Annotated in this window: 18 protein-coding genes and 2 pseudogenes; 6 read left to right on the forward strand and 14 right to left on the reverse strand. The window is 65.1% G+C overall.

The window, feature by feature from the left end; translation table 11 throughout:
• Window positions 1-40 precede the first annotated feature (40 nt).
• Both UNPF46_RS11040 and UNPF46_RS11045 read right to left on the reverse strand, forming a co-directional pair.
• Window positions 41-1,144: a hypothetical protein gene (locus UNPF46_RS11040; protein ID WP_142250035.1), complete on the reverse strand. Its 1,104-nt coding sequence runs from the start codon at window positions 1,142-1,144 to the stop codon at window positions 41-43.
• Window positions 1,144-2,580, reverse strand: a complete 1,437-nt coding sequence (locus UNPF46_RS11045; protein WP_100180684.1) for an MBOAT family O-acyltransferase — start codon at window positions 2,578-2,580, stop codon at window positions 1,144-1,146. The genes UNPF46_RS11040 and UNPF46_RS11045 overlap by 1 nt, the downstream gene beginning before the upstream one ends.
• Before the next feature lie 303 nt (window positions 2,581-2,883).
• Here UNPF46_RS11045 and UNPF46_RS11055 point away from each other — a divergent pair, with 303 nt between their 5' ends.
• Both UNPF46_RS11055 and UNPF46_RS11060 read left to right on the forward strand, forming a co-directional pair.
• On the forward strand, window positions 2,884-4,989 hold the full coding sequence (locus UNPF46_RS11055) for a S9 family peptidase (RefSeq protein WP_100181559.1): 2,106 nt from the start codon (window positions 2,884-2,886) through the stop codon (window positions 4,987-4,989).
• A gap of 22 nt (window positions 4,990-5,011) precedes the next feature.
• A complete protein-coding gene (locus UNPF46_RS11060) occupies window positions 5,012-5,572 on the forward strand; it encodes a flavin reductase family protein (protein ID WP_100180683.1) in 561 nt (186 codons plus the stop codon).
• Window positions 5,573-5,584: 12 nt separating this feature from the next.
• Here the strand turns inward: UNPF46_RS11060 and UNPF46_RS11065 are convergent, their stop codons facing one another.
• From UNPF46_RS11065 to UNPF46_RS11085, 5 genes are all read right to left on the reverse strand, one after another.
• Window positions 5,585-6,304, reverse strand: a complete 720-nt coding sequence (locus UNPF46_RS11065; RefSeq protein ID WP_100180682.1) for a ribonuclease activity regulator RraA — start codon at window positions 6,302-6,304, stop codon at window positions 5,585-5,587.
• 138 nt (window positions 6,305-6,442) lie between these two features.
• Complete coding sequence (araD, locus tag UNPF46_RS11070; RefSeq protein WP_142250046.1) at window positions 6,443-8,182, reverse strand: L-arabinonate dehydratase; 1,740 nt, start codon at window positions 8,180-8,182, stop codon at window positions 6,443-6,445.
• Window positions 8,176-9,036: an ABC transporter permease gene (locus UNPF46_RS11075; protein WP_142250037.1), complete on the reverse strand. Its 861-nt coding sequence runs from the start codon at window positions 9,034-9,036 to the stop codon at window positions 8,176-8,178. Before UNPF46_RS11075 ends, araD begins: the two co-directional genes overlap by 7 nt.
• Window positions 9,037-9,046: 10 nt before the next feature.
• Window positions 9,047-9,808 (reverse strand): ABC transporter ATP-binding protein, encoded by a 762-nt coding sequence (locus UNPF46_RS11080; protein WP_142250038.1) that lies wholly within the window; start codon window positions 9,806-9,808, stop codon window positions 9,047-9,049.
• Window positions 9,808-10,827, reverse strand: coding sequence for an ABC transporter substrate-binding protein (locus UNPF46_RS11085; RefSeq protein WP_142250039.1), 1,020 nt, complete (start codon window positions 10,825-10,827; stop codon window positions 9,808-9,810). Before UNPF46_RS11085 ends, UNPF46_RS11080 begins: the two co-directional genes overlap by 1 nt.
• Window positions 10,828-10,920: 93 nt before the next feature.
• On the opposite strand from UNPF46_RS11085, the gene UNPF46_RS11090 reads away from it, so the two are divergent.
• Window positions 10,921-11,637: a GntR family transcriptional regulator gene (locus tag UNPF46_RS11090; RefSeq protein WP_142250040.1), complete on the forward strand. Its 717-nt coding sequence runs from the start codon at window positions 10,921-10,923 to the stop codon at window positions 11,635-11,637.
• Window positions 11,638-11,736: 99 nt separating this feature from the next.
• Here UNPF46_RS11090 and UNPF46_RS38110 read toward each other — a convergent pair.
• Window positions 11,737-12,260: pseudogene (locus tag UNPF46_RS38110) on the reverse strand (methyl-accepting chemotaxis protein); the annotation flags it as partial.
• Window positions 12,261-12,442: 182 nt separating this feature from the next.
• Between UNPF46_RS38110 and UNPF46_RS11100 the strand changes: the two are divergent.
• Together UNPF46_RS11100 and UNPF46_RS11105 are read left to right on the forward strand one after the other, a co-directional pair.
• A complete protein-coding gene (locus UNPF46_RS11100; protein WP_100180870.1) occupies window positions 12,443-12,862 on the forward strand; it encodes a response regulator in 420 nt (139 codons plus the stop codon).
• Window positions 12,840-16,433 (forward strand): PAS domain S-box protein, encoded by a 3,594-nt coding sequence (locus tag UNPF46_RS11105; protein ID WP_142250041.1) that lies wholly within the window; start codon window positions 12,840-12,842, stop codon window positions 16,431-16,433. The genes UNPF46_RS11100 and UNPF46_RS11105 overlap by 23 nt, the downstream gene beginning before the upstream one ends.
• Before the next feature lie 174 nt (window positions 16,434-16,607).
• Here UNPF46_RS11105 and UNPF46_RS11110 read toward each other — a convergent pair whose 3' ends face one another.
• On the reverse strand, window positions 16,608-17,243 hold the full coding sequence (locus tag UNPF46_RS11110; RefSeq protein ID WP_100180868.1) for a response regulator transcription factor: 636 nt from the start codon (window positions 17,241-17,243) through the stop codon (window positions 16,608-16,610).
• 149 nt (window positions 17,244-17,392) lie between these two features.
• Between UNPF46_RS11110 and UNPF46_RS11115 the strand changes: the two genes are divergently transcribed.
• Complete coding sequence (locus UNPF46_RS11115) at window positions 17,393-17,704, forward strand: hypothetical protein (RefSeq protein ID WP_100180867.1); 312 nt, start codon at window positions 17,393-17,395, stop codon at window positions 17,702-17,704.
• A 53-nt stretch (window positions 17,705-17,757) separates the two neighbouring features.
• Here UNPF46_RS11115 and UNPF46_RS11120 read toward each other — a convergent pair whose 3' ends face one another.
• From UNPF46_RS11120 to UNPF46_RS38225, 5 genes and pseudogenes are all read right to left on the reverse strand, one after another.
• On the reverse strand, window positions 17,758-18,261 hold the full coding sequence (locus UNPF46_RS11120) for a response regulator (protein ID WP_100180866.1): 504 nt from the start codon (window positions 18,259-18,261) through the stop codon (window positions 17,758-17,760).
• 142 nt (window positions 18,262-18,403) lie between these two features.
• Entirely contained in the window at window positions 18,404-18,721 is a 318-nt protein-coding gene (locus UNPF46_RS11125) for a hypothetical protein (protein ID WP_027563592.1), read from the reverse strand.
• Between the two features lie 2 nt (window positions 18,722-18,723).
• Window positions 18,724-19,602 (reverse strand): CheR family methyltransferase, encoded by an 879-nt coding sequence (locus UNPF46_RS11130; protein WP_142250042.1) that lies wholly within the window; start codon window positions 19,600-19,602, stop codon window positions 18,724-18,726.
• A gap of 60 nt (window positions 19,603-19,662) precedes the next feature.
• A complete protein-coding gene (locus tag UNPF46_RS11135) occupies window positions 19,663-20,049 on the reverse strand; it encodes a response regulator (RefSeq protein WP_008137245.1) in 387 nt (128 codons plus the stop codon).
• A gap of 32 nt (window positions 20,050-20,081) precedes the next feature.
• Window positions 20,082-20,234 (reverse strand): annotated as a pseudogene (locus tag UNPF46_RS38225) (chemotaxis protein CheW); the annotation flags it as partial.

Below are 20,234 nucleotides of genomic sequence, written 5' to 3' on the forward strand. Positions count from 1 at the left end.
CGCGGCGAGCCACCCTCTCCCACAAGGGGAGAGGGGAAGATCAGTGCTCGACGCGATACGCCTCGACCTGCGCCTTCAGCTCATCCAGCGACGCAGTCGGCTTGCCGGGATCAACCCGATACTCCCCGCTCGCCAGCCATCTCAGCACCATCGCGTCCACCACCGGCGAATGGTGGATGACGTCGCCGTAATTGTTCAGATCGTGCGTCACCTGCTTGATCGCGCGGAAATCGTGCAGGCGGACGTTGGGAAGCTGCGTCAGGCGCTGGGCAATCACCGCCGTGAGATCGGTGACGATCTTCAACGTCTCCGGCGAGGCATCGCGCATCGCGACGAATTGCAGGATCGAATAGGGCGGGAAATAGACGTCGAAGGTCACGCCGGGATGGCGTGCGATCAGGCCGACGGCATCCTGCTCGAAATGCCGGATCATGGCATCATAGCCGTAGCCTTCGCCGAGGAAGCGGCTGCGCACGGGACTGGTGATGTAGGCGAAGGCGGCCAGCGTCTTCTTCGCATTGTAGTCGCGCGCGAGATCGAAATTCCGCGGCAGCGCGTAGATGTCGTCCACATCCGACAGCGCGAACTTCACCGGGAGATAAGGCGCCGCCCGGGTCAGCGGCTGACGCAATGGCGGAACCGAGCGCAGCAGCGCGAACAGGGATTCCTTGGCCATCGCCGCGCTGAACAGATAGGAGGCGATGCCCTTCGCCGTCCTGCGATAGAGATCGACGGACAGATAGGGATCCGTCTCGATGTCGGCGGCATCGACGAAGATGAAATCGTCCATCGCCCAGATCACGCGCCGCGCGCCGCGCTCGATCGCCTGCTCCAGCACGAAACCTTGCTGGCGCGAATTGGAGCCGGTCATCGCCAGCTTGAGCGAATGCACGCCGAGCGCGCGGTCGATGTCGCTCTGGCGGAAATGAATCGCGAGCGAGGTGCCCATGAAGGCGGTGTCGAACGACTGGCTGCGGATCAGTCCGGCATTCTGCACGCGCGTGTCATCGGAATAGAACGCCGGAAGCCGCGAGGCGCGGAACAGCTGCAAGGGATCGACGGCATAGATGAGCAAAGCCGCGCCCAGCACGCACGCGATGCTGGCGAGCAGAAGGCGCCTCAGTTGTGTGAACGCCCCGCGCATCAGAACCTGAAATAGATGAATTCGCTGTGGCTCTGGATACCGAGCAGCCCGAATGCGAGCACCAGGGACGCGCCATAGAAGAACAGCGGCCGCATGTACCCGGCGCGCAGGGCTTCGCCGACCCTGCGGTTGTCGTGGTCATATCCCATGATCGCTTGCGTATTCGGCGCCAGCCACACCAGCGCGGCATACACCGCGATGAGGACGAGGGCCGCGATCTCCTCGCGGCCGAAGACGATGTTCGAAGGGTCGGCCATGGCGTGGAGCACCCGCAGCGCCCATTCCACACTCGCGGCACGGAAAAACACCCAGGCGACGACGACGGCGAGGAAGGTCAGCACGGCGCCGGCAATACGGGCCGGGCGTGCCAACAACGGCGGAACATCAGGCGCGAGCGCATTGAAGGCGTGATTGGCGCAGAGATAGGCGCCGTGCAGCGCGCCCCAGATGACAAAAGTCCAGGCCGCGCCGTGCCAGAGCCCGCCGAGCAGCATCGTGATCATCAGATTGACGTAGCGGAGCGCGCGGCCGCGCCTGTTGCCGCCGAGCGGGATGTAGAGATAGTCGCGCAGGAATTGCGACAGGGTCATGTGCCAGCGCCGCCAGAAATCGACGATGCTGGTGGCCTTGTAAGGTGAGTTGAAGTTGACCGGCAGGAAGATGCCGAACATCAGCGAGATCCCGATCGCCATGTCGGAATAGCCGGAGAAGTCGAAATAGAGCTGGAACGTGTAGGCGAGCGCACCACACCAGGCTTGATCGAAGCTCGGCGAGCGCGCCTCGAAGGCGAGCGCGACCAGCGGCTGGATGCCGTCGGCAAGGCAGGTCTTCTTGAACAGGCCGACCGCGAAGATGATCACGCCGCACAACATCAGATGCCCGTCCGGCCGCTTGCTCTCCTCCCGTTCGAATTGCGGGATCATGTCCTTGTGGTGAAGGATGGGTCCGGCAATCAGATGCGGGAAATAGATCACGAACAGCGCGTAATGCGGCAGCGCATAGGCCGCGACCTGGCCGCGATACGCGTCGACCAGGAACGCGATCTGCGTGAAGGTGTAGAAGGAGATGCCGACCGGCAGCAGGATGTGGACCGCGGCATGCGTGCCGAACAGCGCGTTGAGATTTTCGGTGACGAAGCCGGCATATTTGAAGATGCCGAGCACGACGAGATCGCCGGCGACGCCGAGCGCGAGCACCGCCTTTCGTTGTGAGGGCCTGAGCTTCGCCACGATCAGGAGACGGCCGACGCCGTAGTTGAAGGCGATCGAGAGCAGCAGCAGGGCCACGAACTGCCAGCTGCCGATGGCGTAGAAGGCGAGCGAAGCCAGCGCCAGCCAGATCACCGGTGTCAGGTTGCTGCGCCGCCCGAGCCAGAAATAGCCCGCCAGCACGAGGGGCAGGAACAGCAGGATGAACGGGTAGGAATTGAACAGCATCAGGCTGGACCGGCGGCGGGGATATGGAGCCTAAAGCACACAAGGGGCTGATCAACAACCCGGCGACTTGGCGCAGCGGCGCTGGCAATTCGCGGAAACAGGACGATATAAGGCAGTGCATCTGCTCCCTCGCCCCGCTTGCGGGGAGAGGGTCGGGGTGAGGGGGAGCCTCCCCAAGGACGGCGATAGTTGGATTCGCGGAGAGTCCCCCTCACCCGGATTGCATCTTCGATGCAATCCGGCCTCTCCCCGCAAGCGGGGAGAGGCGAAGAGCCGCGACGCACGGACATGAACGAGGACCGAGTGACCCAAGCCAAAAACCCTTCCCAGCCCCCCGTCGCCCCGCGCCGGCCGCATTCCTTCACGCGGCACGGCATCACCGTGACCGACGATTATGCCTGGCTGAAGGACGAGAAGTGGCAGGAGGTGCTGCGGGATCCCGGTGTGCTCGACCCCGACATCCGCAAATATCTGGATGAGGAGAACGTCTACACCGAGAGCCTGCTCGGCCATACCGCGGCCTTGCAGAAGACACTGGTGCGCGAGATGCGCGGACGGATCAAGGAGGACGATTCCAGCGTGCCGTCGCCCGACGGGCCCTTCGCCTATTTCCGCAGATTCCGCGAGGGCGGCCAGCACGAGCTGTTCGGCCGCATGCCGCGCGGTGGCGGCGACGGTGAGATCGTGCTCGACGGCGACGCGCTCGCCAAGGACCACAAATATTTCAAGTTCGGCGGCAGCCGGCATTCGAACGATCACAGGCTGCACGCCTGGAGTGCCGACACCAAGGGCTCCGAATATTTCTCGATCCGCGTGCGTGACTGGGCGACGGGGATGGATCTCGACGATCTCGTCGAGGAGACCGACGGCGGCGTGGTCTGGGCTGCGGATGCGAAGTCCTTCTTCTATGTGCGCCTCGACGACAACCACCGGCCGATGCAGGTGTGGCGGCACAGGCTCGGCACCAGCCAGGCCGACGACACGCTGGTCTATGAAGAGCAGGATTCCGGCTGGTTCACCCATCTGCACGAGAGCACCAGCGGCCGCTTCTGCGTGATCGCGGGCGGCGATCACGAGACGAGCGAGCAGCGGCTGATCGATCTCGCCAACCCGGACGCGCCGCCACGCCTGGTCGCCGCGCGCGAGGAAGGCGTGCAATATTCGCTGGCCGACCGCGGCGATCAGCTCTTCATCCTCACCAATGCCGATGATGCCATCGACTTCAAGATCGTCACCGCGCCGCTGGCCTCGCCCGAGCGCAAGAACTGGCGCGACCTGATCCCGTATCGTCCCGGCATCTACATCATCGACCTCGATCTCTATGCGGGACACCTGGTGCGGCTGGAGCGCGCCAATGCGCTGCCGTCGATCGTGATCCGCGATCTCGTCTCGAACGAGGAGCACGCCATCGCCTTCGACGAGGCCGCCTATTCGCTGGATACGATGGGCTCCTACGAGTTCGAGACGACGACGCTGCGCTTTGCCTATTCGTCGATGACGACGCCGTCGGAAGTCTACGATTACGATATGGTCAAGCGCACGCGCACCCTGCGCAAGCGCCAGGAAATTCCGTCGGGCCACAACGCAGCCGACTACGTCACCACGCGCATCATGGCGAAGGCGCAGGACGGCGCCGAGGTGCCGGTCTCGATCCTCTACCGCCGTGGCCTGACGCTCGACGGCACCGCGCCGCTGCTGCTCTACGGCTATGGCTCCTACGGCATGGCGATGCCGGCCTCGTTCAACGCCAACCGCCTGTCGCTGGTCGATCGCGGCTTCGTCTACGCCATCGCCCATATCCGTGGCGGCGCCGACAAGGGCTGGGGCTGGTATCTCGACGGCAAGCGCGAGAAGAAGACCAACTCGTTCGACGACTTTGCGGCCAGCGCCCGCGCGCTGATCGCGGCGAAATACACCAGCGCCAAGCGCATCGTCGGCCATGGCGGCTCGGCCGGCGGCATGCTGATGGGCGCGGTTGCCAACCGCGCCGGCGAATTGTTCGCAGGCATCGTTGCCGAGGTGCCGTTCGTCGACGTGCTCAACACCATGCTCGACGACACCCTGCCGCTGACGCCGCCGGAATGGCCGGAATGGGGCAACCCGATCGAAAGCGAGAAGGATTTTCGCACCATCCTGTCCTACTCGCCCTACGACAATGTCGCGGCGAAGGAGTATCCGGCGATCCTCGCCATGGGCGGCCTGACCGATCCGCGCGTCACTTACTGGGAGCCCGCCAAATGGATCGCGCGCCTGCGCGCCACCATGACCGGCGGCGGCCCGGTTCTCCTGCGTACCAACATGGGCGCCGGCCATGGCGGCGCGTCGGGGCGATTTGATCGGCTCGACGAAGTCGCGATCGTCTACGCGTTCGCGCTGTGGGCGGCGGGGATGGCGGAGGCCGGGGTTTAACCCCAGCCAAGATGGAGCGAGCATGCGACGTTACATCAAGCGGGATTTTCCGACTTCGAACGTCCGCCGCTTGCTCGAGCCTGGCCCCGTCGTCCTTGTGAGTTCGGCCCACAAGGACGAGACCAACATCATGGCGATGGGCTGGCACATGATGATGGAGTTCTCGCCGGCGCTGGTGGCCTGCATCATCTCGAGCGCGAACCACAGTTTCGACCTGATCCGCGGCAGCCGTCAATGCGTGATCAACATCCCGACCGTCGACCTCGCGACGACGGTCGTGAAGATTGGCAACAGCTCCGGACGCGACATCGACAAGTTCGGCGAATTCGGCCTGACTCGCAAGCCTGGCACGCATGTGCGCGCGCCACTGATCGACGAGTGCTACGCCAATTTCGAATGTCAGCTCGTCGATGCCAGTCAGCTGAACAAGTACAACATGTTCGTCTTCGAAGTGGTCAAGGCGCACGTGGCAACGACGCCCAAATTTCCGAAGACCATTCACTATCGCGGCGACGGCGAGTTCATGATCTCCGGCGCAGAGACGCGCAAGTACCGGAAGCTGTTCCGGCCCGAAATGCTGTGATCTCGGCGCGTCTTACCGGCCGTTCTTCTTCCGCCATTCCGCGAAATCGGTCAGCGTCTGCGGATCGGTGGCGGGATAGAGGCCGAAGATGCCGCGGCCCTTGCCGACTTCCTCGGTGACGAAGTCCTCGAAGGCAGTCATCTCGAAGGTTTCGCTCGCGATCTCGTCGGCGAGATGGGCGGGGATCACGATGACGCCATCGGCATCACCCAGGATGACGTCGCCGGGAAACACCGGCGCATCGCCGCAGCCGATGGGGACGTTGATCTCGATCGCCTGGTGCAGCGTGAGGTTGGTCGGTGCGCTCGGGCGATGATGGTAGGCGGGGATGCCGAGCCTGGCGATCTCGGCGGAATCGCGAAAGCCGCCGTCGGTGACGACGCCGGCAACGCCGCGCTTCATCAGCCGCGTCACCAGGATCGCGCCGGCCGAGGCCGCGCGCGCGTCCTTGCGGCTGTCCATCACCAGCACGGCACCCACCGGGCAATCCTCCACCGCCTTGCGCTGCGGATGCGAGCGATCCTTGAACACGTCGATGGTGTTGAGGTCCTCGCGCGCCGGCATGTAGCGCAGCGTGAAGGCCTCGCCGACCATGGTCGGCTGGTCAGGACCGACGGGATGCACGTCCTGGATCATCTGGATGCGCAGGCCGCGCTTGAACAGCGCGGTGGCGACCGTGGCGGTGGAGACGGATTTGAGCTTGTTGCGGGTGGCGTCGCTGAGTTTGGGCATGGTCTATCCTCTTGTCATTCCGGGGCGCCGCGCAGCGGCGAGCTATGGTGCGCAATTGCGCACCAGAGAATCCATCGGCCGCATACACCGCGGTGAAATGGGTTCCGGGTTCGCGCTTCGCGCACCCCGGAACGACGGTCAGTAAATCGACGGCTCGCCGATCGGCGCGCCGAAATCGGTCTCGAGGAAGTCGAAATCGCAGCCGTCATTGGCCTGCTTGATGTGTTTCGTGAACATCCAGCCATAGCCGCGCTCGAAGCGGCGCTCGGGCTGCTTCCAGGCGGCGCGGCGCTTTGCGAGCTCGGCTTCGGGGACGTCGAGATTGATGGTGCGGGCGGCGACGTCGAGCGTGATGCGGTCGCCGTTCTGCACCAGCGCCAGCGGGCCGCCGATGTAGGATTCCGGCGAAACGTGCAGGATGCAGGCGCCGTAGCTGGTGCCGCTCATGCGCGCGTCCGAGATGCGCACCATGTCGCGCACGCCCTGCTTCACGAGCTTGGTCGGGATCGGCAGCATGCCCCATTCCGGCATGCCCGGGCCGCCCTGCGGCCCCGCATTGCGCAGGATGAGGATGTGGTCCTCGGTGACGTCGAGATTGGGATCGTCGACCGCCTTCTTCATCGCGGGATAATCGTCGAACACCAGCGCAGGTCCGGTGTGCTTGAGGAAGCGCGGCGCACAGGCCGAGGGCTTTATGACGCAGCCGTCGGGCGCGAGATTGCCCTTGAGCACGGCGAGCGCGCCCTCCTTGTAGATGGGATCGTCCATGCCGCGGATCACGTCGGCATTGTAGACCTCGGCGCCCTCGATGTTCTCGCCCAGCGTCTTGCCGGTGACGGTGACGCAATCGAGATGCAGATGCGGCTTGATCTGCCCCATCAGCGCCGGCAGGCCGCCGGCGTAGAAGAAGTCCTCCATCAGATAGGCATCGCCGCTCGGACGGACGTTGGCGATCACTGGCACCTTGCGGCTCGCGATCTCGAAATCGTCGAGGCCGATGTCCTGGCCGGCGCGGCGAGCCTGTGCAATCAGATGGATAATGGCGTTGGTTGAGCAGCCCATTGCCATCGCGACCGCGATCGCATTCTCGAAGGCTTTCCGGGTCTGGATCGCCTTCGGCGTCAGATCTTCCCACACCATCTCGACGATGCGGCGGCCGCATTCACTGGACATGCGGATGTGGTTGGCGTCGGCGGCGGGAATCGAGGAGGCGCCCGGCAGCGTCATCCCGATGGCTTCCGCGATCGCCGTCATGGTCGAGGCCGTGCCCATGGTCATGCAGGTGCCGTAGCTGCGGGCGATGCCGGCTTCGATGTCGAGCCAGTCCTTCTCCGAGATCTTCCCGGCGCGGCGCTCGTCCCAATATTTCCAGCCGTCGGAGCCGGAGCCGAGCGTCCTGCCCTTCCAGTTGCCGCGCAGCATCGGGCCCGCCGGCAGATAGATCGCAGGAATGTTCATCGAGGTCGCACCCAGCAGCAGCGCCGGCGTGGTCTTGTCGCAGCCGCCCATCAGCACCACCCCGTCGACGGGATGGCTGCGCAGCAATTCCTCGGCGTCCATCGCCAGCAGATTGCGATAGAGCATGGTGGTCGGCTTCAAGAGCGATTCCGACAGCGACAGCGCCGGCAGCTCCAGCGGCAAGCCGCCGGCCATCAGGATGCCGCGCTTGACGTCGTCGACGCGCGACTTGAAGTGCATATGGCAGGGTTGCGCGTCCGACCAGGTGTTGAGGATCGCGATGATCGGGCGGTCCTTCCACTCCTCCGGCGCGTAGCCCATCTGCATGGTGCGGGAGCGGTGGCCGAACGAGCGGAGATCGTCGGGCGCGAACCAGCGCGCGCTGCGGAGCTGGTCGGGTGTTTTCTTCTTGGTCACGATTGAGTGCCCCATTTTTGGACGGTATTCCGCTCGATGGCGCGGAAGATCAGGTTCTCGACAAAGAGCCCGATGATAATCACCGTCAAGAGGCCTGCGAAGACCGCAGGTATGTCGAGGAGGTTGCGGTTCTCGAAGATGAACCAGCCGAGCCCGCCCTGCCCCGAGGACACGCCGAACACCAGCTCGGCCGCGATCAGCGTGCGCCAGGCAAAGGCCCAGCCGATCTTGAGACCGGTGAGGATCGAGCCGAAGGCGGCCGGGATGAGGATTTTGGCGACGTAAGGCAAGCCGCTCAGACCGTAATTGCGGCCGACCATGCGCAGCGTGTTCGACACGCTCTTGAAGCCGGAATGGGTGTTGAGCGCGACCGGCCACAGCACGGAGTGAATCAGCACGAAGACGAGGCTGCCGTTGCCGAGGCCGAACCAGATCAGCGCCAGCGGCAGCAGCGCGATCGCCGGCAGCGGATTGAACATCGCCGTCACGGTCTCCAGGAAATCGGTGCCGATCCGGGTGGAGATGGCGAGAATGGTGAAGATCGCAGCGAGCGCGATGCCGGCGGAATAGCCCATGAACAGGACCTTCAGCGAGGTCCAGGCCCGCATCGGAATGGTACCGTCCTTGACGCGGTCGAACAGCGTCACCGCGGTATCGTGCAGCGTCGGGAACAGCAGCGGATTGTCGAGAGTGACGCCGTAAGCTTCCCAGACCGCTGCCAGGAACAGGATGATGACCGACTTGCGGACGAAGCCGTCGTTCCACAGCATTTCAGGCACGCTGAGCTTGCGCTCGACCTCGCCTGCACCGATGGCGGCGGCCGACTCGGTCCGCAGCAATATCCTGGCTTCGCCCATGGCAGGCTCCTCAATGCGCGGTGGCTTCGGCGGCGAACAGGAGATCGTGGATCTCCTTCTCCAGCCGGCCGGCGCTGCCGTCTTCGCTTCCGACCTTGTCGACGTCGATGACCTCGGCCTTGACCCGACCGGGATGCGGCGACAGCAGCAGGATGCGATTGCCGATGCGGATCGCCTCGGCAATCGAATGGGTCACGAACAGCACGGTGAACTTGGTCTCGCTCCAGAGCTGGAGCAATTCGTCCTGGCAGGTCCGGCGCGTCAGCGCGTCCAGCGCGGCGAACGGCTCGTCCATCAAGAGGATGTCCGGCTCCATCGCCATGCCGCGCGCGATCGCGACGCGTTGCTTCATGCCGCCGGAGAGCGTGTGCGGATAGGCATCGACCACGCGGGTGAGGCCGACCTTCTCGATATAGGCGCGCGCGCGTGCCTCGGCGTCCTTGCGCGGCAGTTTTCGCGCAGTCAGCAGCGGAAACATGACGTTGGCGAGCACGCTCTTCCAGGGCAGCAGCTGGTCGAACTCCTGGAAGATCATCATGCGGTCCGCGCCGGGGCCGCGGATCTCGCGATCACCGATCGTCATGCGGCCTTCGCTCGGGCTCATATAGCCGCCCACGGCCTTGAGGAGCGTCGACTTGCCGCAGCCGGAGGGGCCGAGCAGCACGAAGCGGTCGGACTTGTCGACCGTAAAACTCACCCTCTCCGTGGCGGTGACGACGGCGCTGGAGGTCTTGTAGCGCAGCGTCACCCCATTGACGTCGAGCAGCGCCATCAGTTGCCCTTCAGATCGTGCGCGACGGGGAGATAATAGTCCGTCCAGGCCTTGGGCTGGTTCTTCAATGTGCCGGTCTTGAACAGATGCGCGGCGAATTTCATCGTGCCCTGCGGCTCGAGATTCCACTCCATCATGCCGGGCTCCTTGAGGAGAGCGAGCAGATCCTCCACCGAGGTCTTGTCGCCGGTGATCTCCTTGTAGATCTCGACCGCCTGCCTGGTGTCGCTGCGGATCAGGTCCTGCGCTTCCTTGGTGGCGTCGCGCACCGCCTGGATGATCTTGGGATTGGCGTCCGCGAACTTGGTCGTGGTGAAGAACTGGGCCTGGCTCAACGGCCCGCCCATCACGTCAGGCGACGACAGCACGATGTGCGCGCCCGGCACGTTCTTCAGCTCGAGGAAGGTGAAGGGCGGGATCGAGAAGTGGTTGTGCACCTCGTGCTTGGGATTGGACAGCGCCGCATAGGCGTCGGGATGACCGAGCTGCACGGTGTTGGCATCGAGCTTCGACCATTGGTCGGCGCCGAAGGCTTCGGCAGCCGCGATCTGCAGCACGATCGCCTGGGTCGAGACTTTCACGGTCGGCACCGCGATCTTGTCGCTCGGCCCGAAATCCTTGATCGACTTGATGTTGGCGTCGCGGCTGATCAGCGTCATCGGCTGCGCCGAGGTCGCGACGATGCCCTTCACGCCGCCGCGGGTGCGGTCCCACAGCAGCAGCAAATTGCCGGTGCCGGTGTTGAGGATGTCGACGCCGCCCGCGAGCAGCGCGTCGGTCTGCGCGCCGCCGCCGGAGAAGGTGATCCATTTGGTGGTGACACCGGAGACGCCGAGGGAAGCTGCGTGCTTCTCGATCAGCTTCAGTTTCTCCATGATGTGGCTCGGCATGTAGAAAATGCCGGGCTGGCGCGACAGCGCGATCTCGGACTTCTGCTGCGCACGCGCCGGCGAGGCCGCCAGCACGGTTGCGACGATCAGGGCGATGGCGGCAGCGCCACGCTGAAATGGCTTGATCATAATTGTTCGTTTCCTCCGGCCGCCATTGACGAGCGATCCCAGTGATGCACTAATGCATTAGTGCATCAAAGGCAAGCCGGCCGGAGCTCCCGCATGGAAACCGCCCATTCCGCGTCCCGCGCGGCCGCCCGCCGGGGACCGCCGCTCGACCGGGCCCGGCAGGCCGCGCCGCAGGTGTTCGAGCGGCTACGCAACGCCATTCTCGCGCTCGAGCTGCCCCCGGGCGCGCCGCTGTCCCGCACCGAGCTTGCCACGCAGTTCGGCGTCAGCTCGACGCCGATCCGCGATGCCCTGATGCGACTGGAGGAAGAGGGGCTGGTCGACGTGTTTCCGCAGCACGCGACCGTGGTCAGCCGGGTCGACGTCGGCCGCGCCGAGCAGGCGCATTTCCTGCGCCAGGCGCTCGAGCTCGAGATCGTCCGGCTGCTCGCCGAGCAACACGACCAGGCCCTGGTCCTCCGCCTCGACCACATCATCGCGCTTCAGCAGCAGTTCGCCAGGGGCGGAGATTTCGAAAGCTTCATCGCCGCCGACAACGATTTTCACGCCCAGCTCTATGCCGCGGCCGGCAAGCAGGAGCTGTGGACGCTGGTGCGCAGCCGCAGCGGACATATCGACCGGCTGCGCCGGCTGCATCTGCCCTCACCCGGCAAGGCGCAGAACATCCTGCGTCATCACAAGCTGATCACCCGCGCGATCGAGGCCGGCGATCCCGACGCCGCGCAACAGCATCTGCGCAAGCATCTGTCGGGCACGCTGAGCGAGCTCGACAAGATCCGAAGCCATTATCCGGAATATCTGACTGACTAGAGCGTTTTCGAGCGAAGTGGACACCGGTTCGCGTGAAGAAAACGCGTCAAAACAAGAATCTGGAGCTTCGGTTCTGATTCAGTCAGAACCGAATACGCTCTACGCGGCGTTCCGGCGATTGCGCCGCCCCGGCCCGCGATAGTCGGAATCGCGGCTCTTGCGGCGATCCATCGGGCCGCTGCGCAGCTTGACGAAGAAGGCCTGGACCTCGGCCGCAAGGCGCTCGGATGCCCCCGAGACCTCGTTCGCCGCCCCCATCACGTCGTCCGCCGAGCGGCTGGTTTCCGTGATCGCGCCGGAGACGGTGCCGATGCTGGTGGCGAGCGTCTGCGTCCCCGAGGACGCCATCTGGACGTTCTGCGAGATATCCCGCGTCGCCGCGCCCTGCTGCTCCACCGCACTGGCGATCGCCGCAGGGATTTCGTCGATCCGGCGCATGGCGGCGGTCAGCTCCTTGACGGAGGCGACCGCGCTGCCGGTCGAGTTCTGGATCGCGGCGATGTGGTGGGCGATGTCCTGACCTCGGAGGCCACCACCGCAAAGCCGCGGCCGGCCTCGCCGGCGCGCGCAGCCTCGATGGTGGCGTTGAGCGCCAGGAGATTGGTCTCGGCCGCGATCGCCTGGCGCCGATGCCATGTGCACGGAACCATGCATAATGCCGGCAGCCCCGCCGAGGCCGGTCCAAACCGAGTCGCGCCGTTCGCGAAGTGCTTGCAGGCAGGGCGGAATCCGCGCAACAATTTCATCTTTGATGGTTGATTTGCGGCCGGTGAGAATGTCCTGTCCGGCCGGGAGGAATTCAGACGTGGCCAACATCCTGATCGTGGATGACGACCCGGCCGTTCAAATCACGATCCGGCTGCTCCTGGAGAGGGCCGGTCATTACGTCACCGTCGCCGGCGACGGCCGCAAGGGACTTGCGCAGTTCGAGGCGGGCCGGTTCGACTTGCTGTTTCTCGACATCTTCATGCCGGGCATGGATGGGCTGGAGACGATGCGTCACATCCGGGCGCTGGCCCCGGCCATTCCGATCATCGTCATTTCCGGCCGATCGATCACGCCGGATGCCTATGCGGAACCGGACTTCCTGAAGATGGCGACCAAGCTCGGCGCCGTGGCAAGCCTGCAAAAGCCCTTCCGGTCCAGCGCGCTGCTCGCCGCGGTCGAAGGCTGCCTGAAGGCGGGCGAGCCGGAGGGGTCCGATGTCAACTCCGGCCGCCGATAACGAGGGCTCCTCTGCTTCAGGCCAGTTCGACCGCGATCATCGGGGAGGTCCTGCGAGCATCCCCATGACGCTCGCCACGCGGCTCGCCGTCGCAATGATCCTGCTGGTGGCGGTCACCGTGGCTGCCGTCGGCTGGCTGGGCTATCGCAACACCACGCAGGCCGTCATTCCGCGCGTGCTGGAGCGGGTCGAGGCGCAGTCACGCCTGCTCGCGATCAACCTCGAATCCTACGTGTCCGGAGTGCGCGGCGATCTGATCGGCTATCGCGCCGCCGCAGCCATCCAGGGCCTCATCCGCGCTCACGTTGCCGGCGGAGTTGATCCTGCCGACGGCGTCTCGGAGCAAACCTGGCGCGAGCGTATCGCGGCCAGACTCGAGGCCGAGATCGAGGCCAAACCCATCTATGGACAGTTTCGGATCATCGGCGTCGATAACGACCAGCGCGAGCTCGTCCGCGTCGACCGCTCCGGGCCAAACGGCGCAGCCCGGATCGCCTCGGACAGCGAACTTGAGACCAAGAGCGATCGACCCTACTTCCGGGAAACGATCCGGCTCGCGCCCGGCGAGATCTATGTGTCACCCGTCGTTCTCGCCACCCGCCACGGGGGCACGACGGACCCACACGTTCCGACGCTGCGCGCCGCGATGCCGCTGTTCGCGGCAGACGGCAAACCGTTCGGCATCATCGTCGCGAATGTCGACATGCGCCCGGCGCTCGCCCACGTCCGTTCGGCGACCAGCTCGGAAGGAGATATCTACGTCGTGAACGCGCGCGGCGACTATCTCGTTCATCCCGATCGCGCGCGCGAATTCGGCACCTTGCGTAATGGTCCCAACGACTGGCGCAAGGACTTCCCCTATTTCGCGAATCTGGCTGGCACGCAGGAAGGAACCACGCGGCTCCTGAACGATGGGTGGGGTCGGCCGAGCGGCGCGGTGATCGCCCCTGCGCTGCTGGCTGGCAAGGAATGGGTCGCGATCATCGAAACGATTCCTCCACCTGTGTTCGGCCTGGTCCCCGCGGCGATCCAACAGACGACGCTGCTGGTCGGCATCCTCGCCGTGCTGGCCGCGGCTTCACTCGCTATCCTCTTGTCGCGCTCGCTGACCCGCCCGATAGGCCGTCTGACCGCCGCGGTGGAGGCGATCGGCCGCGGGCATCACGCCGACATTCCCGTCGATGCCAGCGGCGAGACCGGCGTGCTGGCGCGGGCCTTCGCCCGGATGGTTGAGGAGACCCGGGTGAAGACGGCCGCGCTCGAACGCGAAATCGCGGAGCATCGCCGCACGGAGGCGGCACGCAGCCATCATGCGGCGCGCGAGCGCCTGTTCAGCGCCGCCGTCCAATCATCCGACGACGCGATCGTGATGCAGACGCTCGACGCCATCATCACGGGCTGGAATCCGGCCGCCGAGCGTCTGTATGGCTATTCGGCGGATGAGGCGATCGGCCAGCCCACATCGATCATCGTCCCGCCCGACCGACGCGCGCACGGCAAGGACTATCTGGCGCGGATCGCCCGGGGCGAGCCGGTCGAACGGTTCGAGACGGTGCGCCTGCGCAAGGACGGCACGCCGGTCGAAATCTCACTCAGCCTGTCGCCGATCCGGGGGCTCTCGGGCGAGATCATCGGCGTCTCCGGGACCGCGCACAGCCTCACCGAGGCGCGGCGGGCCGAGCGGCAGCTCCAGCAGCAGCTCGAGGAGCGCCGGCAGATCTTCGACACCTCGCAGGATCTGATCATGATCATGGATGCGCGGGGCCATATCGCGCAGGTCAGTCCGAGCAGCGAGACCATTCTCGGGTACCGACCGGACGAGATGATCGGCCGCAGCGGCGCCGACTTCATTCATCCCGATCATCTGGAACTTTCCCGCGCCGAGATGCGCGCGATGCGTCAGGGCGAGCGCATCAAGCCTGCCGACACCCGCTGCTTCCACAAGAACGGGCACGAGGTCTGGCTATCCTGGCTCGGCAGCTGGTCCGAGCAGGCGCACCGCTTCTACTTTGTCGGACGCGACATGACGGAGGCGCGGCTCGCGCAGGAATCGCTGCGCGAGAGCGAGCGGCTCGCCCGCAACATCGTCGAGACCTCGCTCGACGCCTTCATCCAGACCGACGAGACCGGCAGCATCCTGAACTGGAACTCGCAGGCCGAGCAGCTGTTCGGCTGGCGCCGCGAGGAGGTGCTCGGCAAGAGCACGATCGACCTCATCGTCGCCGAAAGCGAACGCGAGAGAGCGAGGGCGGGTCTGAAGCAGTTCCTGGAGAACGAGGACGGCAGGACGCTGAACCGCCGCCGCGAACTGATCTGCCGCCGCCGTGACGGCAAGGAGTTCAAGGCCGAGCTGAGCGTCACCGCGCTGAAGCGCCGCGAAGGACTGCTGTTCAACGTGTTCTACCGCGACCTCACCGACAAGATCGCGGCTGATGAGCGCATTCGGCACGCCGAGAAGATGGAGGCGATCGGCCAGCTCACCGGCGGTGTGGCACATGATTTCAATAACATCCTCACCGTCATCACCGGCACGATCGAGATCCTCGCGGAGGCCGTCGAGAAGGAGCCGCAGCTTGCGGCCATCACGAAGATGATCGACGAGGCGGCCGCGCGCGGCGCCGACCTGACCCAGCACCTGCTCGCCTTCGCGCGCAAGCAGCCGCTGCAGCCGCGCGAGATCGACATCAACGCGCTGGTCGTCGACACCGCGAAGCTGTTGCGTCCGACGCTGGGCGAGCAGATCCAGATCGAATCGGTGTTCGAGGAGGAGAATTGCGTCGCGGTCGTCGATCCCAACCAGCTCACCACCGCGATCCTCAACCTCGCGCTCAACGCCCGCGACGCCATGCCCGGCGGCGGCAAGCTGATCGTGGAGACCGGCGCCGCCTATCTCGACGAGGTCTATGCCAGCGTCAACGACGTGCGCCCCGGCCATTACGTGCTGATCGCCGTCAGCGACACCGGCACCGGGATTCCGGCGAACATACTGACCAGGGTGTTCGATCCCTTCTTCACCTCGAAGGGACCCGGCAAGGGCACCGGCCTCGGGCTTTCGATGGTCTACGGCTTCATCAAGCAGTCCGCGGGCCACATCAAGATCTACAGCGAGGAAGGCCACGGCACCACGATCAAGATGTACCTGCCGCCCGGCAAGACGCCGGCAGTGGTCGGCGAGGGCGTTACGCCGGCGGCGATCGAGGGCGGACACGAGACCATCCTGGTGGTCGAGGACGACAAGCTGGTGCGCGACTACGTGCTGGCACAGCTGCATTCGCTGGGTTACGTCACCTTGCAGGCCGCGAATGCCGCAGAGGCGCTCGCGATCGTCGCCGCCGGCGAGCCGTTCGACCTCCTGTTCACCGACGTCATCATGCCGGGCAAGATGAACGGACGGCAGCTCGCCGACGAGCTGATGAAGACGCGGCCCGATCTCAAGGTGGTCTACACCTCGGGCTATACCGAGAACGCAATCATCCATCACGGCCGGCTGGATTCCGGCGTGATGCTGCTGGCCAAGCCCTATCGGAAATCGGATCTGGCGCGGATCATCCGTAAGGCGCTGAGCGGTTGAGCTTCCGTAGCCCGGATGGAGCGCAGCGCAATCCGGGAAACAGTCGTGCGGCGCGCGCAAATCCCGGATTACGCTGCGCTCCATCCGGGCCACGAAACCGTCGGTGAGGGAGATGGCCCCCGGCTCGGCAGCGCATCATTGCATGATGCGCTGCGTCCGGGGCACGAGACCACTTTACGACGCGCGCTGGGCCGCGGTCATCACGATGCGGATCAGGTCGGCGGCGTTGCGCGCGCCGAGCTTCTTCATGATGTTGGCGCGGTGGTCCTCGATGGTGCGCGGGCTGATGCCGAGCGTGCGGCCGGCTTCCTTGTTGGACGCGCCGGAGGCGAACTGCTCGAGCACCTCCCGCTCCCTGCGCGTCAGCGGCTCGCGCCCGGGGAAATGCAGCGAGCCGAACTTCGGCGAAGCGTTCTCCGCCTGCCTGCGCGCATAGGCGCCGATCGCCTCGTCGAGCCGGCCGACGATCTCGCTGCCGCGGAACGGCTTCTCGATGAAGTCGAGCGCGCCGCTCTTGATCGCGCCCACCGCCATCGCGATGTCGCCCTGTCCGGAGATCATGAAGATCGGGGCCGGATAGTCCTCGCCGTGCAGCTCCTTCAGAATGTCGAGGCCCGACTTTCCGGGAATGTGCACGTCGAGCAGGATCGCAGCCGGCGTGCGGTTTCGCGCGACGGAGAGCAGTGCCGCGCCGTCCGCAAAACAGATCACCTCATAGCCCGCCGCCTTCAACACCATCGACAGGGTGTCGCGAACGGCAGGGTCGTCATCGACCACGAAGATTTCACCGCGAGAGCTATGTTCGGCCATGTGCCACATCCGGTTGGCATGAAGGACTCGCGTCCGCGCCTCCTGTTATGGCGTTCGGCGCGGATTCGGCCCACCCGTATTTGTACGGGACATGGACTTAACGCACAAGTAGCGGCAAGGTGCCTAATTGCGGGGTACGGAGAATATCCATGCTAAATTTGGCCGGCACACCCCCGCTCGCCGCGATGGCTGAAACTGACAGCCGTCGGTTGATCGCCGCCGATCTTCGCGCCCTGATCACTCGGATCGAGAGCAGCATGCGCCTGATCGACGCAGCCATGATGGAAGCCGACACGTTGGAAACGGGTTTCGCGTGCGGCGATCCGGCCGGTTCCGCCGATATTATCGTGCTCGACGACGTCACGCCGCGCTATGCCACGGCGAGCGCCGCCCTCAGCGCATGTCGGGCGGGCCTCGGCCACGCCCTGCAATGTCTGTCGGAATCCGGCAACCCGGCGTAGATCGCGACCAGCGCGGCGCAGCCGCCGCGCCCCGTCGCATGGCCGCCCCGCATTCAGGCGCGGTGCCGCTCCACGATCGCATCGGTGGCGACACCACCCCAGGTGTGGATCGCCGGAAGGCCCATCGCGGTCTTGCCGAGATTGGCGAGGCTGATGCGCAGGGCCGCCAGATCAAGCGGCTTCGGCAGGCTCTGGAGCTCGATCCCGACGGACCGGGCGAAGCTGCGCGCTGCGCTGCGGCGCTTGCCGTCCATGCCGCTGATGACGATCACGGCGCCGCCGAACTTCGCCGCCGCCATCTCGCGCAGCACCTCGATGCCGTCGCCGTCCTCCAGCACGAGATCGAGCGTCACGCAATCGAAGCGGGCGGAGCGAAGCTTCTCGATGGCGTCCGCCACGGACGGCGCCACGGTGACTTCGTGGCCGGCCTGCTTGGCGGCGACCGTGATCAGGCTGCGCTGCGTGGCGTCGTCATCGACCACCAGAAGCTGAAGCGCACGCCGTTCGGTGCCGTCGGGCAGGTTTGAAGAGATGGGCGAGAGAGAGCTTCTGGGCATTTCCGTATCCTGAGAGTGAGACCGTCAACGGATACACGGTTCGCGCTTAGGCCACGTAAAGCTGCTGCGGCGAATTCGTTCGGATCTCTTCAGAAAGTGTGAAGCAAGCGATCGGAAAAATGGGCCGTGCCCGCGCGGCGGATCACGCCGCGGCGTCATGGCCGCCGGCCGCACCACGCTTCTTCCGGTTCTTGCCACGCAGGAACTGGATGTCCATTTCGGCGCCGTTGACGCGGACCAGCTCGCAGCGGCGATAGGCGAGTCCCGTGGACGACAGCAGCAGGAAGAACTCCTTCAGGTTCAACCCCTGGATCGAGCCTTCCACCGTGAGAATGGCGTCGGTGTCGGAGATCGCGTTGAGCTTGCAGTCGCGCCGCCAGGTGCCGTCGATGGCCATGATGCAGACGTCATAGCCGCGACTGAAAGTCACGCGTTCCGTACCCTTGCCATCCTCGGCCATGTCTATCGTCCCGCCATGGCCGCGAGGCGCGGCGCCGCGCCGCCGAGAGCCGGCTTGGCGGCTGCGGCCCGCGGATCGTTCGGCTTGTACAGGCCGCGCCGCTCCGGAATCGGGCGGAACGTGTCGGTCAGACCGACGACGGTTTCGGCCGCGCCCAGCACCAGGAAGCCGTCCGGCTCGATCTGGCGCGCCAGGCGGTTGAAGATGTTGATCTTGGTGTCCTGGTCGAAATAGATCAGCACGTTGCGGCAGAAGATGACGTCGAAGGTGCCGAGCTGGGCGAAATCGTGCAGCAGGTTGAGCTGCCGGTGCTGGATCATCGCCCGCAATTCGGGATTGATCTGCCAGGTCTCGCCGGTCTGCTTGAAGTACTTCACCAGCATCTGGATCGGCAGGCCGCGCTGCACCTCGAACTGGCTGTAGATGCCGGCCTTGGCCTTCTCCAGCACCTCCTGCGACAGATCGGTCGCGATGATCTCGACGCGCCAGCCGGTGAGGGCCGCGCCCATCTCCTTCAGGCACATCGCCAGCGAATAGGGCTCCTGACCGGTCGAGCCCGCGGCGCACCAGATGCGCACGCTGCGCTTGGCCGCGCGTGCCTTGATGATCTCGGGCATGATGTGTTCGCGAAAATGGTCGAACGGGACCTTGTCGCGGAAGAAGAAGGTCTCGTTGGTGGTCATCGCTTCGACCACGTCGGTGATCAGCTGGCGCGCGCCGCCCTGCAGCTTCTGCACGAGTTCGGCGATGCCGGAGAGCCCGGCCTTGCGCGCGAGCGGCAGCAGGCGGCTCTCGATCAGATATTGCTTGTCTGCGGACAGGTCGAGCCCTGAATTGTCCTTCAGGAACTTGCGCAGGTACTCATACTCGGTCGGGGTCACGGGTAGCCTCTTCGAAGCTGTACTGGAACACTCTGGCCAAAACGCGCGGACCAGATTCGCTCAGACCATGGCTTGTCCGACCGGGAGCAAGCCGACTTCAGCAAACTTGTCGGCGATAATGTCTTTGTCGAAAGGCTTCATGATGTACTCGTTGGCGCCGCCGCTGAGCGCCTGAGCGATATGCGCCACGTTGTTCTCGGTGGTGCAGAACACCACCTTGGGCTGGTCGCCGCCGGGCAGGCGGCGCATGTGGCCCATGAACTCGAAGCCGTCCATGACGGGCATGTTCCAGTCGAGCAGCACCGCGTCGGGCAGCTGCCGCTGGCAGATCTCGAGCGCCTTCGAGCCGTCCTCGGCCTCAGTGACTTCGAACTCCAGACCCTCCAGAATCCGGCGCGCGATCTTGCGCACGACGCTGGAATCGTCGACCACCAAGCAGGTTTTCATTTTGGTTCTCCGGCTCCGATGTTTTCGTTAGCTCACGCGGCCATTTGCACTTTGGTTTCGAGCTCGAGGACGCGATCGACGTCGAGGACGACCATGAGTTGACCGTCGAGGCGGTGGACGCCGCCGGCGAGCTTGGCCATGCGGGGGTCGAGGTTGACGGGGTTTTCTTCCATGCCGGCTTCGGG

Source organism: Bradyrhizobium sp. UNPF46, assembly GCF_006658625.1.
In the GTDB taxonomy this organism is placed as follows: Bacteria; Pseudomonadota; Alphaproteobacteria; order Rhizobiales; family Xanthobacteraceae; genus Bradyrhizobium; species Bradyrhizobium nitroreducens.

What these genes read in the sequence shown, in the direction of transcription:
- UNPF46_RS11040 (WP_142250035.1), bottom strand. Translation starts at nt 1,144, where the DNA reads ATGCGCGGGGCGTTCACACAACTGAGGCGCCTTCTGCTCGCCAGCATC.
- UNPF46_RS11045 (WP_100180684.1), bottom strand. Translation starts at nt 2,580, where the DNA reads ATGCTGTTCAATTCCTACCCGTTCATCCTGCTGTTCCTGCCCCTCGTG.
- UNPF46_RS11060 (WP_100180683.1), top strand. Translation starts at nt 5,012, where the DNA reads ATGCGACGTTACATCAAGCGGGATTTTCCGACTTCGAACGTCCGCCGC.
- UNPF46_RS11065 (WP_100180682.1), bottom strand. Translation starts at nt 6,304, where the DNA reads ATGCCCAAACTCAGCGACGCCACCCGCAACAAGCTCAAATCCGTCTCC.
- UNPF46_RS11075 (WP_142250037.1), bottom strand. Translation starts at nt 9,036, where the DNA reads ATGGGCGAAGCCAGGATATTGCTGCGGACCGAGTCGGCCGCCGCCATC.
- UNPF46_RS11080 (WP_142250038.1), bottom strand. Translation starts at nt 9,808, where the DNA reads ATGGCGCTGCTCGACGTCAATGGGGTGACGCTGCGCTACAAGACCTCC.
- UNPF46_RS11085 (WP_142250039.1), bottom strand. Translation starts at nt 10,827, where the DNA reads ATGATCAAGCCATTTCAGCGTGGCGCTGCCGCCATCGCCCTGATCGTC.
- UNPF46_RS11090 (WP_142250040.1), top strand. Translation starts at nt 10,921, where the DNA reads ATGGAAACCGCCCATTCCGCGTCCCGCGCGGCCGCCCGCCGGGGACCG.
- UNPF46_RS11105 (WP_142250041.1), top strand. Translation starts at nt 12,840, where the DNA reads ATGTCAACTCCGGCCGCCGATAACGAGGGCTCCTCTGCTTCAGGCCAG.
- UNPF46_RS11110 (WP_100180868.1), bottom strand. Translation starts at nt 17,243, where the DNA reads ATGGCCGAACATAGCTCTCGCGGTGAAATCTTCGTGGTCGATGACGAC.
- UNPF46_RS11115 (WP_100180867.1), top strand. Translation starts at nt 17,393, where the DNA reads ATGCTAAATTTGGCCGGCACACCCCCGCTCGCCGCGATGGCTGAAACT.
- UNPF46_RS11120 (WP_100180866.1), bottom strand. Translation starts at nt 18,261, where the DNA reads ATGCCCAGAAGCTCTCTCTCGCCCATCTCTTCAAACCTGCCCGACGGC.
- UNPF46_RS11125 (WP_027563592.1), bottom strand. Translation starts at nt 18,721, where the DNA reads ATGGCCGAGGATGGCAAGGGTACGGAACGCGTGACTTTCAGTCGCGGC.
- UNPF46_RS11135 (WP_008137245.1), bottom strand. Translation starts at nt 20,049, where the DNA reads ATGAAAACCTGCTTGGTGGTCGACGATTCCAGCGTCGTGCGCAAGATC.